Genomic DNA, 14,675 nt, shown 5'->3' with positions numbered 1-14,675 from the left:
CTACTAGGGAAGCTCCCAGCGGCCAGGGCCTTACCCGCCGGGTCGATCAATGACGGCGATCAGATGCCGGTCCTGGTAATTGGAACAGGTTATGGCGGCGCGGTCGCGGCCCTGCGGCTCGCGCAGGCCGGTCAGAACGTGGTCATGGTGGAGAAGGGCATGTCCTGGAGCCAGCCGGGTTCCGACGGCAAGGTCTTCTGCAACATGCTCAAGCCCGACGGCCGCTCGTTCTGGCTGCGCACCGAGACCGACCAGCCCGTCAACCACTTCATGGGCGCGCCCTACAACAAGTCCATCTCCCGGTACACCGGCGTGCTGGATTCCGAGCAGTTCAGCGGGATTCGCATCTACCAGGGCCGCGGCGTCGGCGGCGGCTCGCTGGTCAACGGCGGTATGGCGGTGACGCCGCAGCAGAGCTGGTTCCCGACCATCCTGCCCTCGGTGGACCCGGGCGAGATGTACAGCACCTACTACCCGCGCGCCAATGCCGGGCTGAAGGTGAACAACATCGACTCGAACTGGTTCGAGAACGCCGACTGCTACCAGTTCGCGCGCGTCGGCCGTAAGCAGGCCGAGCGGTCCGGCTTCAAGTGGACCTTCGTCCCCAACGTCTACGACTTCAACTACATGAAGCAGGAGCAGGCCAACACCGCGCCGCGTTCCGCCCTCAACGCCGAGGTCATCTACGGCAACAACTACGGCAAGAACTCCCTCGACAAGACCTATCTCGCGGACGCCTCGGCCACCGGCAAGGTGACCATCGTCCCGCAGCACGTGGTCACCACCGTGTCCCCGGCCAATGGCGGCGGGTTCTCGGTCGTGATGAACCAGATCGACACCAGCGGCAATACCGTGAAGTCGAAAACGGTTACGGCGCAGAAGGTCTTCTTCGCGGCCGGCAGCGTGGGCACCAGCAAACTGCTGGTGACCCAGAAGTCCACCGGCAAGCTGCCCAACCTGCCCGACTCGGTCGGCGCCGGCTGGGGCAACAACGGCAATGTCATGGTGGCCCGGCAGAACCAGGCCTGGGACGCCACCGGCAGCCTGCAGTCCTGCATCCCCTGCCTGGGCATCGACAACCTGGCCGACAGCGGCGGACCGGCCTTCGCCGAGGTCTCGCCGTTCCCGGCCGGGATCGAGACCTTCGCCAGCCTGTACCTGGCCATCACCAAGAACCCGAACCGGGCCAAGTTCACCTACAACTCGGGCAGCGGCGGCGTCGACCTGAACTGGCAGACCGCGTGGAACCAGCCGGGCATCGACGCGGCCAAGCGGATCTTCGACAAGATCAACAGCAAGGAAGGCACCATCTACCGGACCGACCTGTTCGGTACCTACAAGACCTGGGGCGACGACTTCGCGTACCACCCGCTCGGCGGCTGCGTGCTCAATGTGGCCACCGACAACTACGGCCGCCTCTCGTCCTACCCGGGCCTCTACGTCATCGACGGCTCCCTGATCCCGGGCTTCACCACCGTCAACCCCTTCGTAACCATTACGGCTCTGGCGGAACGGAATATCGAGAAGATCATCGCGGAGGACTTCCACTGACGTAAAAATTCCGCTCTGACGGCCGCCGGGGCGTGTTCTGTCCGGCCGGGTGGGGGCGATCGCGATAGTGTTGGATATGGACGCTGTCACGGTTGTCCCCGCTCCCGTCAATGAACCGGTGCACACCTACGCCCCCGGCAGCCGCGAACGCGAGCTGCTGGCCGGGCGGCTGGCCGAACTCTCCGCCGAAGCCGTTGAAGTGCCGCTGGTGATCGGCGGCAAACATCAGCCCGGCGCGGGTGAACGCCGCGATATCGTGATGCCGCACCGGCGCCGGCACGTACTGGGGACCTACGCCAACACCACCCACGACGAAGCCCGGGCCGCCATCGCCGCGGCGACCGCGGCCGCCCCCGGCTGGCGGGCCATGCCTTTCGAGGAACGGGCCGCCATCCTGCTCCGCGCCGCCGACCTGCTGTCCGGGCCCTGGCGCGAGACCATCGCCGCCGCCACCATGCTCGGACAGTCGAAATCGGTGCAGCAGGCCGAGATCGACGCCCCGTGCGAGCTGGTGGACTTCTGGCGATTCAATGTCGCCTTCGCGCGCGGGATTCTCCAGGAACAGCCGCAATCCTCACCGGGCGTGTGGAATCGGATGGACTACCGGCCCCTGGAAGGGTTCGTGTGCGCCATCACGCCGTTCAACTTCACCGCCATCGCCGGGAATCTGCCCACCGCGCCCGCGCTCATGGGCAATACGGTCATCTGGAAACCGTCGCAGACACAGACGCTTTCGGCCTACTACACCATGAAATTGCTGGAGGAGGCCGGGCTGCCGCCAGGGGTCATCAACATGGTGACCGGTGCCGGCGCGCAATTGTCGGAGGTCGTGCTGGCCGATCCGCGGCTTGCGGGCATCCACTTCACCGGATCGACGCGCACCTTCCAATACCTGTGGCAGACGGTGGGCTCGAATATCGGCCGATACCACGGTTATCCGCGGCTGGTGGGCGAGACCGGCGGCAAGGACTTCATCCTCGCGCACCCCTCCGCCGATCCGGATGCGTTGCGCGTGGCCATGATTCGCGGCGCCTACGAGTATCAGGGACAGAAGTGTTCGGCCGCCTCGCGCGCCTATGTTCCGAAATCGGTGTGGCGGCGGATGGGCTCGGACTTCCTGGCCGACGTGGAGTCGCTGACCTACGGGGATGTCGCCGATCTCTCGAATTTCGGTGGGGCCGTGATCGATGATCGCTCCTACGCCAAGTGCGTGGCCGCCATCGGGCGCGCCCGGGAGCAGGGCGTGTCGATTGCGGCGGGCGGCGGCTACGACGACAGCGAGGGCTGGTTCGTGCGGCCGACCGTGCTGCTCAGCGACGACCCCGGCGACGAGTCCTTCGAGACCGAGTACTTCGGGCCGATCCTGTCGGTCTACGTCTACGACGACGGCGCGCCCGATGCCTTCGAGGAGATCATGGACGTGGTGGACGGGACCTCACCGTACGCCCTCACCGGCGCCATCTTCGCCCGCGACCGCCAGGCCGTCGAATCCGCCACCGGCACACTGCGCTTCGCGGCCGGGAACTTCTACATCAATGACAAGCCCACCGGCGCGGTGGTCGGTCAGCAGCCCTTCGGCGGTGCCCGGGCCTCGGGCACCGACGACAAGGCGGGCTCCCACCTCAACCTGCTGCGCTGGGTCGCGCCCCGCACCCTGAAGGAGACGTTCGTCCCACCCACCGAGTTCCGCTACCCCCACATGGAGGCGTGATGAATCCACTGCGCCCGGCGATCCTGGCGGCCGCCGGGTCGTCCCGGATCAAGGACGTCATCACGAAGGTGCCGGTGACCGCCGCCGTGGTGCGGCGGTTCGTCGCGGGGGAGACCCGCGCGGACATGGTGCCGGTCGCGCGGGCGCTGCTGGAGAGCGGGCGCTCGGTCAGCGTCGACTTCCTGGGCGAGTACACCACCGACCGTGCCCAGGCGGATGCCGCGGTGGTGGAATACTTCTCGCTCATCGACGACCTGGCCGAGGTGGACCGGACAGCCGCCGGGGTGCTCACCGACATCCCGCGGGTGGAGGTCTCGCTCAAGCTGTCGGCGCTGGGCCAGTCCCTGGGGCAGGACGGCCCGGCCATCGCCGCGGAGAACCTGCACAAGCTGTGCGCGAAGGCAGTCGAACGTCACGTCTGGGTGACCGTCGACGCCGAGGACCACACCACCACGGCCGACACCTTGCAGGCGGTCCGCAATGCCCGAGCCGAATTCCCTTGGCTGGCAGTGGCTTTGCAGACCTATCTACGTCAGGCCGAGGACAATGCCCGCCACCTGGCCGCCGACGGCACCCGGATCCGCCTGTGCAAGGGCGCGTATCAGGAGCCGGACACCGTGGCCTATCGGCGGCGGGCCGAGGTGGACGCGTCCTATCTGCGCTGCCTCGAGGTCGTACTGCGCAACGCCTGGTATCCCATGATCGCCTCGCACGATCCGGCCATGATCTCCGCTGCCCTGTCGCTGGCCGCCGAAAACCACCGCAAGCCCGGTGATTTCGAGTTCCAGATGCTCTACGGCATCCGCGACGCCGAGCAGCGCCGCCTCGTCGACGACGGTCAGTCCCTGCGCGTCTACATCCCCTACGGCACCCAGTGGTACGGCTACCTCATGCGCCGCCTCGCCGAGCGTCCCGCCAACCTGGGCTTCTTCCTGCGCGCCCTGGCCGACCGCCGCTGACGGTCGGGCGGCTCAGACCAGCGGACGGCCGAAGCGGCGGCGCAGGCGCATGTCCGCGAGGTAGAAGTTGTACGGGAACAGGCGGATCACCGTGGGCATGCGGGTCCAGACCCCGGAGACCAGGCGCAGGAAGCCGGCGAAGAGGCGCTCGTCGCGGGCGGTCCAGGTCATCGACATCTCCTCGCGCAGGTGCTGCGGGAGCAGGGCGGTGACGATGAAGCGGTGCAGTCCGCCGAAGGTGAACCGGAGCGGCCAGGCCAGCATCTTCAGGTCGGTGAGGTCGTTGAAGTACTTGCGGGTGGGCCCGTCGATGGTCTTGGTCGCGAGGTTCTCGTCCCAGTACACGTAGAACTCGTCGCGGGTGGCGGGCCACATCTCCGGACGCATCTGCAGGGTGGTGCCCAGGCGGGCGCAGTACTGGTAGAAGGCCTCGGCCAGTTCGGGATCCATCGGGCCGCGCATGCGGTGGTAGAGGTCGTCCACGCCCCAGTACAGGCAGGCCGCCACCCACAGCTGGAGCTTGGGGTCGAAGGCGTTGTACTTGACCGGGCTGCCGGGCTTGGAGTGCACGCTGCGGTGCGACTGGTTCACGGCCTCGCGGTAGGCGCTGCGGTCGAGGTCGTCGCCGAGCAGGGCGACCGACAGGTAGGTGAGCGTGGTGCGCAGTCGCTTGAGCGGGTGCAGGGTCACCTTGCCGCTGTTCACGTCACTCTCCATGACGCCGTAGGCGACCGGCTTCAGCGACAGCTGCATCACCACATTGGCCGCGCCGCCGAGGAAGGCCGCGATGCCGTCGATGTGCTCACGGATGTCGGCGGGGGTCAGCGGCTGGTAGGCCGGGGGGAACTCGTCGAACTTGCGCAGCGGGGCGGTCATCGTTGACTCGACTTCCTCGTCGTCACTCCTCGCCAGTGAGGAGAGTGTGAGAAATTTCGCCACTCACCTTCTCATCATGGGATGCCGGTGTCAATGTGCGAAGATTAGTGCCTCACCGTTTCTTTGCGACCGGAAAGGGCCCGGACCATGGCCAAACTGGCCAAACTGCTGCCGCTCGTCCGCGGATCCGGCCCCGAGGACCGCAATCAGGCCAAGGTCCTCGACGCCGCCCTGCTCGCCTTCCTGGACTTCGGCATCAAACGCACCAGCATGGTCGAGGTCGCCCGGCGCGGCGGACTCTCGCTGGCCACCCTCTACCGGCGCTTCGCCGGGAAGAACGATCTCATCCAGGCCGTCGGGCTACGGCAGGCCCGCCAGTTCATCGACGATGTGGACGCCGCCGTGCAGGGGCCGATCGAGGCCGACGCGAGCGCCGAGGAGCAGATCGTCGCGCTGTTCGTCGCCTTCACCGAGGGCCTGCGCAACAACCAGCTGCTGGACCGGCTGCTCAAGACCGAACCCGAGATCGTGCTCCCGTATCTGACCGTGCAGGGCGCGCCGGTGATCGAACTGGGCCGCGACTACCTGGCCGAGTTCACCGCCCGCCTCCAGGCGGAAGGCAAACTGCCGCAGTACGATCCGCTGCCGCTGGCGGAGATGACCGCCCGGGCCGCGCTCTCGCTGGCGCTCACCCCGCAGACCGTCATCCCGCTCGACGATCCGGAGGCGCTGCGCAAGTTCGCCCGCGAGCACGTGATTCCGGGCTTCCGAATCCTCTGACCGGCAACGGGTTTCACACCAGCTTCAGGCCCAGCCGGCGGCGCAGCCGCATATCGGTGAGATAGACGTTGAGCGGGAAGGCGCGCAACGAGGTCGGCACCACCGACTCGACCGCGCCCGCCGCCCGCAGCATCCCGGCCAGTGCCCGGTCCTGACGCGGCGTCCAGGTCATGCCCATCTCGTCCCGGAGGTGTTGCGGCAGCAGCCCGGTCACGAAGAAGCGGTGCACGCCGGCGAAGGGTGCGCCCAGCGGTCCGGGCAGCATCTTCAGGTCGATGAGATCGTCGAAGTACGCCTTGATCTTCGGGTCGATGCGGGTCTTGGCGAGGTTCTCGTCCCAATACCGGTCGAAGGCGGCGCGGTCGGCGGGCCACATCTCCGGGCGCACCTGCAAGGTCGTGCCCAGGCGGGCGGCGTGGTGGTAGAAGGCGTCGGCGTCGTAGTCGTCCATCGGGCCGTGCATGCGCTCGTAGATGTCGCGGGCGCCCCAGTACAGGCAGGCCGCCACCCAGAGCTGGAGTCTCGGGTCGAAGGCGTTGTACTTCACGGTGCTGTCGGGGCGGGACCGGACGTACTTGTGCACGGCGTCCACAGCCGCGCGGTAGGCGGCGCGGTCCTCCTCGTCGCCCAGCAACGCGACGGCCAGATAGGTGAGAGTGGTGCGCAACCGCTTGAACGGATGGACCATGACGTTCCCCGACTCCACCGGACTCTCGACCACGCCGTAGCCGACCGGGGGATTGGAGAGCTGCATGATCACGTTCGCGGCAGCGCCGAAGAAGCCGGCCGCGCCGTCCAAATAGCGGCGGACATCGATCTCCGGTGCGGGTGCGGCGGATTCGACTGTGCGGGGCAGCGGCCTGGTCATCGTTGACCACATCCTCTGGTGAGAAGGTTGTATAGAAACTGTCTTACCCACTCGGGGTGTCTGTCAACCGGCCGGTCCGCTTCGCAAGCGATTCGTTGCGTACCGCGGCGGCAGGTCTCGGTGGGTACGCCTCGGGTAGCGTGAGCCCGTGTCGCCGCTCTTGCTGAGTTCGCTGAATCCGGCCGCCATCGCCGCCGGAGCCGATATCCCCGATGCCGTCACCATCGACGGGGAGACCCTGTCGCGCAGTGATCTGCTCGGCGCGGCCACCTCGGTGGCCGAACGCGTCGCCCAGGCCCGCCGGGTCGCGGTGCTGGCCGAACCGACCGTGACCACCGTGCTCGCGGTCATCGGCTGCCTGATCGCCGGGGTCACCGTGGTCCCGGTCCCGCCGGACGCGGGCAGCGCGGAGCTCGCCCACATCCTGCGCGATTCCGAGGCGCAGGCCTGGCTGGGCAACGCTCCCGAAGGCTCCGAACTGCCGGTGATCCCGGTCCGCAAGCATGCCCGATCCTGGCACCGGTACGCCGAACCCGCCGGGACCGCAACGGCTTTCGTGCTCTACACCTCCGGCACCACGGGCGCGCCCAAGGGAGTGATGCTGAGCCGCGCCGCCATCGCCGCCGGGCTGGACGCCCTGATCCAGGCGTGGGGCTGGACCTCGAACGACGTTCTGGTGCACGGCCTCCCGCTGTTCCACGTGCACGGCCTGATCCTCGGCCTGCTCGGCCCGCTGCGCGCGGGCAGCCCGCTGGTCCACACCGGCAAGCCCACCCCCCGCGCCTACGCCGACGCGCACGGCACCATGTACTTCGGCGTCCCCACCGTGTGGTCGCGGATCGTCGAGGAGCCCGACGCCGCACGGGAATTGGCGAAGGCGCGCATCCTGATCTCCGGCAGCGCCCCGCTGCCCGTGCCGGTGTTCGAGCGGCTGGCCGATCTCACCGGTCACGCCCCGATCGAGCGCTACGGCATGAGCGAGACCATGATCACCCTCTCGACCCGGCCCGACGGCGAACGCCGCCCCGGCTGGGTGGGCACCCCCGTCGCCGGGGTGGAGACCCGGCTACGCGACGAGTCCGGCGCGCCGGTGCCGCACGACGGGGAAAGCGTTGGCGGACTCCAGGTTCGGGGCCCCATGCTGTTCGACGGCTACCTGGGCAAGCCGGAGGTGACCGCCGAGAACTTCACCGGCGACGGCTGGTTCAAGACCGGTGACGTGGCCGTCATCGACGCCGAGGGCTTCCACCGCATCGTGGGCCGGGAATCGGTGGACCTGATCAAATCCGGCGGCTACCGGATCGGCGCGGGCGAGATCGAGACCTCCCTGCTGGGGCATCCCGCGGTGGCCGAGACCGCCGTCATCGGCGTCCCGGACGAGGATCTCGGGCAGCGCATCGTCGCCTACGTGGTGCCGCGCGACGCCGCGGACGCCGCACTCGCCGACGAGCTCATCGCCCATGTGGCGGGCGAACTCTCGGTGCACAAGCGGCCCCGCGAGGTGCGCCTGGTGGACGCGCTGCCGCGCAATGCCATGGGCAAGGTGCAGAAGAAGCTCTTGTCTTGACCTGAAGCGCGGTCGAGGTTCTAGCGTGGTCGCCATGACCGCATCCCTGTCGCCCGCTCAGATCGACTACTTGAACAGTCAGCGGCTCGGACGGCTCGCCACCGTCCGGCCCGACGGCTCCCCGCAGAACAATCCGGTCGGCTACCGCTACAACGCGGCGCTCGGCACCATCGACATCGGCGGCCACCACATGGGCGCCAGCCAGAAGTTCCGGAATCTGTCGAAGGAGGACCGGATCGCCTTCGTCGTCGACGACGTGCCGTCCGTCGACCCGTGGACCGTGCGCTGCCTCGAAATCCGCGGCACCGCACAGGCTCTGCGCGATGTCGAACCGTTCTACCCCGGCCTGTCCCCGGAGATCATCCGCATCACCCCCGAGCGCGTCATCGCCTTCGGCATCGACTGACACCGAGGTTCTGCTGCCGAGGGTTTCGGGGTCTGGCCGCCGGTCGGAGCCGCCTCTAGCGTCCTGGAGGTTGTTTCTCGTCATCCAGGAAGGCCGAACGATGCCCACCGCACTGCGCACCACCATGGCCGCCACCGCAGTCCTCGCCGGACTGCTGGCCCCCGCCGCCGCGGCGACCGCCGCGCCGCTGCCGCTCACCCCGATGCAGCCCGCCGAGCCGGTCGCCGGGACCACCACCACAGGATCGGTGAACACCGGGCCCACCGGCACCGGATCGTTCGATCCGTCGGCTGCCGGTTCCGCGAACCTCATCAAGTCGCTCCAGACCGGTTCGGGCAACTGCAACAACACCACCCCGATCCCGCCGCTCGACGGTCAGCCCGCACCGTGGTGTGCCATTTACAAGTGAGCGCGCCCGGCGGCTGAGCCGGTAAACGACGAAAACCCCTGCGGCCCAGGCCGACAGGGGTTTTCTTCCGCTACGGCTCAGTCGTTGGCGTGCAGCGCCGCGTTCAGCTCGATGCCGGTGCCCTTGCGGGGCCGCACCTCGACCGCGCCGGTCAGCGAGTTGCGGATGAACAGCAGGTTCGACTTGCCGGACAGCTCACCGGCCTTCACGATCTGGCCGTCGGGCAGCGCCACCTTGGTGCCCGCGGTGACGTAGAGGCCCGCCTCCACCACGCAGTCGTCGCCGAGCGAGATGCCCAGGCCCGAGTTCGCGCCCAGCAGGCAGCGCTCGCCCAGCGAGATGACCTGCTTGCCGCCGCCGGACAGGGTGCCCATGATGGACGCGCCGCCGCCGACGTCGGAGCCGTCGCCGACCACCACACCGGCCGAGATGCGGCCCTCCACCATGGAATTGCCGAGCGTGCCGGCATTGAAGTTGACGAAGCCCTCGTGCATGACGGTGGTGCCCGAGGCCAGGTGCGCGCCCAGGCGCACGCGGTCGGCGTCGGCGATGCGGACGCCGGAGGGCAGCACGTAGTCCACCAGGCGCGGGAACTTGTCGACGCCGTACACGGTGACCTGGCCGCGGGCGCGCAGCTTCAGGCGGGTCAGCTCGAACTCCTCGGTCGAGCACGGACCGTGGTTGGTCCACACCACGTTCGCGAGCAGCCCGAAGACGCCGTCGAGGTTCGCGCCGTGCGGGCGGACCAGACGGTGCGAGAGCAGGTGCAGACGCAGGTAGGCGTCGTGGGTGTCGATCGGCGCGGCGGCCAGGTCGGCGATGACGGTGCGGACCACCACGGTCTCGACCCGACGGTCCTCGTCGACGCCCGCCGAGGCGGCGAACTTGGCGTACTCGGGATCGGAGGCGTCCAGCCGCACCGTGCCCACCTCGTCGGCGGAGAATTCGCCGAGCGTCGGGTACGGGTACCAGGTGTCGAGGACCGTCCCGTTGACGGTGATGGTGGCGATGCCGACTGCTGCTGCTCCCTGAGTACTCACGTTCCCACACGTTACCGGGCTGCGAATTCATACCGCATGCGGTGCCGATTTGTGCCAACGCAGCCACCGTGCGAAGAATTGCGGTTATTCCTCCTTTAGGGTGGATCGAGTGACCATCGATCTGAGAGCCGACCCGATTTCACTCACCGCCGCGCTCGTGGATATTCCGAGCGTCTCTCGGAACGAGAAGGTCATCGCCGACATCGTCGAAAAGGCCCTGCGCGAACAGACCACCGGATTCGAGATCCTGCGCCACGGCAATACCGTGCTGGCGCGGACCAATCGTGGCCTGCCCAGCCGGGTGATCCTCGCCGGGCACCTGGACACCGTGCCGATCGCCGACAATGTGCCCGGCCACTTCGAGACCACCGCCGACGGCGAACGGCAGCTGTGGGGTTGCGGCACCGTCGATATGAAGTCCGGCGACGCGGTCTTCCTGCACCTGGCCGCCACCGTCGCCGACCCGGTGCACGACCTGACCCTCATCTTCTACGACTGCGAGGAGATCGCGGCCGAGTACAACGGGCTGGGCCGCATCGAACGCGAACTGCCCGAATGGCTCGAGGGTGACCTCGCGATTCTCGGTGAGCCGTCCGGCGGCTGGATCGAGGCGGGCTGCCAGGGCACCTTGCGGGTGCGGCTCACCACGGCCGGCGTGCGCGCCCACACCGCGCGAGCCTGGCTGGGGGACAACGCCATTCACCGGCTCGCCCCGATCCTGGAGCGGCTGGCCGGATATCGGGCCCGCCAGGTCGAGATCGACGGCTGCACCTACCGCGAGGGCCTGTCCGCGGTCCGCGTCGAGGGCGGCGTGGCGGGCAATGTGGTGCCCGACGTCGCGACCGTGGACGTGAACTTCCGCTTCGCCCCCGACCGCACCCTGGACCAGGCCACCGAGCACGTGCGCGAGGTGTTCGCCGGACTGGAACTGGAATTCGAGCGCACCGACGGCGCGCCCGGCGCTCTGCCCGGCCTGTCGAATCCGGCCGCCAAGGACCTCATCGAGATCGTGCACGCGCACGGCTCCGGCGGGGTGCGCGCCAAGTACGGCTGGACCGATGTCTCGCGGTTCGCCGCGCGCGGCATGCCCGCGGTGAATTTCGGTCCCGGCGACCCGAACCTGGCGCACAAGCGCGACGAGCACCTGCCCGTCGATCAGATCACCCAGGTGGCCTCGATGCTGCGCAGCTACCTCACCGGCGAGAAAAGCCGATGAACTGTTCAGCACCACGCTGAACGAGCGACCGACAGCGGTCATGCGCTCGCTGTACGGTTGCCTGTATGTCTGCTGACGGCGAAAACGAGGGTGCGGGTTTGTCGAAGACACCACGATTCCGGGGCCCGATCATGTTGCGGCGGGACCGCAAGAAGGGGATCGGCACCACCGATCAGCATCTGCTCGACGAGCGCGGTCCGGCCGACTGGGTGCACACCGACCCGTGGCGCGTCCTGCGCATCCAGGCCGAATTCGTCGAGGGCTTCGGCGCTTTGGCGGAGGTGCCGCGCGCGGTGGCCGTCTTCGGCTCCGCCCGCACGCCCACCGACTCGGCCGAGTACCAGGCCGGGGTCGCGATCGGAAGCGCCTTGGCCCATGCCGGTTTCGCGGTCATCACCGGCGGCGGGCCGGGCGCGATGGAGGCGGCCAACCGGGGCGCGTCGGAGGCGGGCGGCTACTCGATCGGCCTCGGCATCGAGCTGCCGTTCGAACAGCACCTCAACGAGTGGGTCGACCTCGGCATCAACTTCCGGTACTTCTTCGCGCGCAAGACCATGTTCGTCAAGTACGCGCAGGCGTTCGTGTGCATGCCGGGCGGCTTCGGCACCCTCGACGAGCTGTTCGAGGCGCTGACCCTGGTGCAGACCCACAAGATCACCCGCTTCCCGATCATCCTGTTCGGCACCGAATACTGGTCGGGACTGGTGGATTGGATGCGCGACTCGCTGCTCGGCACGGCCAAGATCGCGGCCGGAGACCTGGGGCTGCTGCACGTCACCGACAGCGTCGACGAGGTGGTGGAGATCGTCACCCTGGCCGCGCAGGCGCGCCGGGAGATGGACGAGACAGGGGTGGAGGAGCAATGGTGAGCGACGCCTACGCGGTCTGCGTGTACTGCTCGGCCAGCGTCGACGATCCGGTCGCGCTGGACCTGGCCACCCGGGTCGGCGCCGAGATCGGCCGTCGCGGTTGGCAGTTGGTGTCCGGCGGCGGCAACGTCTCCATGATGGGCGCGGTCGCGCAGGCGGCGCGGGCCGCCGGGGCGCACACCGTCGGCGTCATCCCCAAGCACCTGGTGCACAAGGAGGTCGCCGACACCGACGCCGACGAGCTGGTCGTCACCGACACCATGCGCGAGCGCAAACAGGTCATGGACGAGCGCGCCGACGCCTTCCTCACCCTGCCCGGCGGCATCGGCACGCTCGAGGAGCTCTTCGAAACCTGGACCGGCGCCTACCTGGGCGTGCACGCCAAGCCGGTGGTGGTGCTCGACCCGCAGGACCACTACCGCGGCCTGTTCGACTGGATCGGGGAGCTGCGGGTGCGCGGCTACGCCGGACTGGAGGCCATCGACCGGGTGCTGGTGACCAAGAGCTTCGACACCGCCTTCGCCGGACTGCGTCTCACCCGCTGACCGGAACTCTCCGGTTTCACTCGACAAGATCGGACGAATCGGTCAGGGTAGGCACACGAGAGCGGGGCGTGCGCACGACCCGGTGAGGAGCACAACGAAGTGAGTACCGAAGCCCGATCGACGGTGAGCCTGCTCGACCTGGTTCGCGCCCTGCCCGGCATGGCGCGACAAGCCCCCGGCATGGTCCGCAATGTCGGGCACCTGCTGGTGAAGCCCGGCGACCAGGCCTCGATCGGGCTGTTCTTCCAGCGCGGCGCGGCCAAGCACCCGGACCGGCCCTTCCTGAGATTCGAAGGGCGCGAATACACCTGGGGCGAGGCCAACGCGCTGGTCAATCGGTACGCGAAGGTGCTCGCCGCGCACGGCGTCACCCGCGGCGACGTGGTCGGCATCCTCATGGTGAACCGGCCCGAGGCGCTGTTCACCGTGCTCGCCACCGTGAAACTCGGCGCCACCGCGGGCCTGCTCAACCACAATCAGCGAGATGTGGTGCTGCAGCACAGCTTCGGGCTGCTGAACTCGGTGCTCGACGTCATCGGCGAGGAGTGCGCCGACGCGCTGGACACCCTCACCGAGACGCGGCCCGCCCTGCTGTGGACCGACCGGCTCGAAGCCGAGGCCGCCACCGCCGACCCCTCGAATCCCGCTGTCACCGAACAGATCACGGCCAAGGAACGCGCCTACCTGATCTTCACCTCCGGTACCACGGGCCTGCCCAAGGCCAGCGTCATGACCCACATGCGCTGGACCAAGTCCATGGCCGGGATCGGCGGGCTCGGGGTGCGATTGGACGGCAACGACACGCTCTACAGCTGCCTGCCGCTCTATCACAACAACGCCCTCACGGTGGCCCTGTCCTCGGTGATCGCGGGCGGCGCCACCTTCGCGCTGGGCCGCAAGTTCTCGGCCACCCGCTTCTGGGACGACGCCATCGCCAACCGGGCCACCGCCTTCGTCTACATCGGCGAACTGTGCCGCTACCTGCTCAACCAGCCCGCCAAACCCACCGACCGGCAGCACGCGATCCGGCTGTGCGTCGGCAACGGGCTGCGCCCCGAACTGTGGGACGAGTTCCAGCAGCGATTCGGCATCGCGCGGATCGTCGAGTTCTACGGCGCCAGTGAGGGAAACGTCGCCTTCATCAACGCCTTCTCCGTCGCCCGCACCGCCGGATTCACCCCGCTGCCCTTCGCCATCGTGGAATACGACGACGCCACCGGCAAGGCGCTGCGCCACCCCGACGGCCGGCTGCGCCGAGTGCCCGCGGGCGGGGTCGGGCTGCTGCTGGCCAAGGTCACCGACCGCTCGCCGTTCGACGGCTACACCGACGCCTCCGCCACCGAATCCAAGCTGGTGCGTGACGGTTTCGCGGACGGCGACTGCTGGTTCGACACCGGCGACCTGGTCCGCGACCAGCGCTTCGGCCACATCGCCTTCGTGGACCGGCTCGGCGACACCTTCCGCTGGAAGGGCGAGAACGTGGCCACCACCGAGGTCGAGGGCGCGTTCGACGGCATCGACGAGGTCACCCAGGCGGTCGTCTACGGCGTCGACATCCCCGGCACGGACGGCAAGGCGGGCATGGCCGCGGTGACCCTGCACGAGGGCGCGCACTTCGACGGCACGGTGGCCGCCAAGGCCCTCTACGACCGCCTGCCCACCTACGCGGTGCCGCTGTTCATCCGGGTGGTGCCGGAACTGGAACAGACCTCCACCTTCAAGAACCGGAAGGTGGAACTGCGCAAGCAGGGCTACGCGCCCGACGGGGAGACCGCGTTGTACGTGCTCGCGGGCCGCACCGAGGGCTACGTTCCCGCGTATCCGGAATACGCCGCCGACGTCGCCGGGGGCCGGGCGCCGGGCAACTGACGCGCAACT

Annotated in this window: 14 protein-coding genes; 11 read left to right on the top strand and 3 right to left on the bottom strand. The window is 68.5% G+C overall.

Annotation, left to right across the window (positions count from 1 at the left end; translation table 11 throughout):
* Positions 1 to 63: 63 nt before the first annotated feature.
* The 3 genes from ABZ382_RS21750 to ABZ382_RS21740 all read left to right on the top strand — a co-directional run bounded on the left by ABZ382_RS21750 (position 64) and on the right by ABZ382_RS21740 (position 4,221).
* On the top strand, positions 64 to 1,551 hold the full coding sequence (locus ABZ382_RS21750; RefSeq protein ID WP_357091471.1) for a GMC oxidoreductase: 1,488 nt from the start codon (positions 64 to 66) through the stop codon (positions 1,549 to 1,551).
* A gap of 76 nt (positions 1,552 to 1,627) precedes the next feature.
* Positions 1,628 to 3,262, top strand: a complete 1,635-nt coding sequence (pruA, locus tag ABZ382_RS21745) for an L-glutamate gamma-semialdehyde dehydrogenase (protein WP_357091468.1) — start codon at positions 1,628 to 1,630, stop codon at positions 3,260 to 3,262.
* Positions 3,262 to 4,221, top strand: a complete 960-nt coding sequence (locus ABZ382_RS21740) for a proline dehydrogenase family protein (RefSeq protein WP_357091465.1) — start codon at positions 3,262 to 3,264, stop codon at positions 4,219 to 4,221. Before pruA ends, ABZ382_RS21740 begins: the two co-directional genes overlap by 1 nt.
* A gap of 12 nt (positions 4,222 to 4,233) precedes the next feature.
* Here ABZ382_RS21740 and ABZ382_RS21735 read toward each other — a convergent pair whose 3' ends face one another.
* The gene (locus ABZ382_RS21735; RefSeq protein WP_357091462.1) at positions 4,234 to 5,097 is read right to left on the bottom strand and encodes an oxygenase MpaB family protein; all 864 of its coding nucleotides are present in this window, start codon (positions 5,095 to 5,097) and stop codon (positions 4,234 to 4,236) included.
* 147 nt (positions 5,098 to 5,244) lie between these two features.
* Here ABZ382_RS21735 and ABZ382_RS21730 point away from each other — a divergent pair, with 147 nt between their 5' ends.
* Positions 5,245 to 5,877 (top strand): TetR/AcrR family transcriptional regulator, encoded by a 633-nt coding sequence (locus ABZ382_RS21730; RefSeq protein ID WP_357091459.1) that lies wholly within the window; start codon positions 5,245 to 5,247, stop codon positions 5,875 to 5,877.
* Positions 5,878 to 5,890: 13 nt separating this feature from the next.
* Here the strand turns inward: ABZ382_RS21730 and ABZ382_RS21725 are convergent, their stop codons facing one another.
* A complete protein-coding gene (locus ABZ382_RS21725) occupies positions 5,891 to 6,745 on the bottom strand; it encodes an oxygenase MpaB family protein (protein ID WP_357091457.1) in 855 nt (284 codons plus the stop codon).
* 148 nt (positions 6,746 to 6,893) lie between these two features.
* Between ABZ382_RS21725 and ABZ382_RS21720 the strand changes: the two genes are divergently transcribed.
* From ABZ382_RS21720 to ABZ382_RS21710, 3 genes are all read left to right on the top strand, one after another.
* Positions 6,894 to 8,312 carry an acyl-CoA synthetase gene (locus ABZ382_RS21720; RefSeq protein ID WP_357091454.1) on the top strand — a complete coding sequence of 473 codons (1,419 nt, stop codon included), beginning with the start codon at positions 6,894 to 6,896 and terminating at the stop codon, positions 8,310 to 8,312.
* 34 nt (positions 8,313 to 8,346) lie between these two features.
* On the top strand, positions 8,347 to 8,718 hold the full coding sequence (locus ABZ382_RS21715) for a PPOX class F420-dependent oxidoreductase (RefSeq protein ID WP_357091451.1): 372 nt from the start codon (positions 8,347 to 8,349) through the stop codon (positions 8,716 to 8,718).
* Between the two features lie 100 nt (positions 8,719 to 8,818).
* Entirely contained in the window at positions 8,819 to 9,127 is a 309-nt protein-coding gene (locus ABZ382_RS21710; protein WP_357091449.1) for a hypothetical protein, read from the top strand.
* Between the two features lie 77 nt (positions 9,128 to 9,204).
* Here the strand turns inward: ABZ382_RS21710 and dapD are convergent, their stop codons facing one another.
* Positions 9,205 to 10,167 carry a 2,3,4,5-tetrahydropyridine-2,6-dicarboxylate N-succinyltransferase gene (gene dapD / locus ABZ382_RS21705; protein ID WP_357091447.1) on the bottom strand — a complete coding sequence of 321 codons (963 nt, stop codon included), beginning with the start codon at positions 10,165 to 10,167 and terminating at the stop codon, positions 9,205 to 9,207.
* 109 nt (positions 10,168 to 10,276) lie between these two features.
* On the opposite strand from dapD, the gene dapE reads away from it, so the two are divergent.
* The 4 genes from dapE to ABZ382_RS21685 all read left to right on the top strand — a co-directional run bounded on the left by dapE (position 10,277) and on the right by ABZ382_RS21685 (position 14,666).
* Positions 10,277 to 11,383 (top strand): succinyl-diaminopimelate desuccinylase, encoded by a 1,107-nt coding sequence (gene dapE, locus ABZ382_RS21700; RefSeq protein ID WP_357091445.1) that lies wholly within the window; start codon positions 10,277 to 10,279, stop codon positions 11,381 to 11,383.
* Positions 11,384 to 11,448: 65 nt separating this feature from the next.
* Positions 11,449 to 12,252: a TIGR00730 family Rossman fold protein gene (locus ABZ382_RS21695; RefSeq protein WP_357091443.1), complete on the top strand. Its 804-nt coding sequence runs from the start codon at positions 11,449 to 11,451 to the stop codon at positions 12,250 to 12,252.
* Positions 12,246 to 12,797, top strand: coding sequence for a TIGR00730 family Rossman fold protein (locus ABZ382_RS21690; protein ID WP_357091441.1), 552 nt, complete (start codon positions 12,246 to 12,248; stop codon positions 12,795 to 12,797). The genes ABZ382_RS21695 and ABZ382_RS21690 overlap by 7 nt, the downstream gene beginning before the upstream one ends.
* A gap of 99 nt (positions 12,798 to 12,896) precedes the next feature.
* Positions 12,897 to 14,666: a long-chain-acyl-CoA synthetase gene (locus tag ABZ382_RS21685; protein WP_357091439.1), complete on the top strand. Its 1,770-nt coding sequence runs from the start codon at positions 12,897 to 12,899 to the stop codon at positions 14,664 to 14,666.
* Positions 14,667 to 14,675 lie beyond the last annotated feature (9 nt).

Source organism: Nocardia sp. NPDC005825 (genome assembly GCF_040630175.1).
In the GTDB taxonomy this organism is placed as follows: Bacteria; Actinomycetota; Actinomycetes; order Mycobacteriales; family Mycobacteriaceae; genus Nocardia.
The sequence above is the reverse complement of the archived record's forward strand: the minus strand, read 5'-3'. Positions and strand labels throughout refer to the sequence as shown.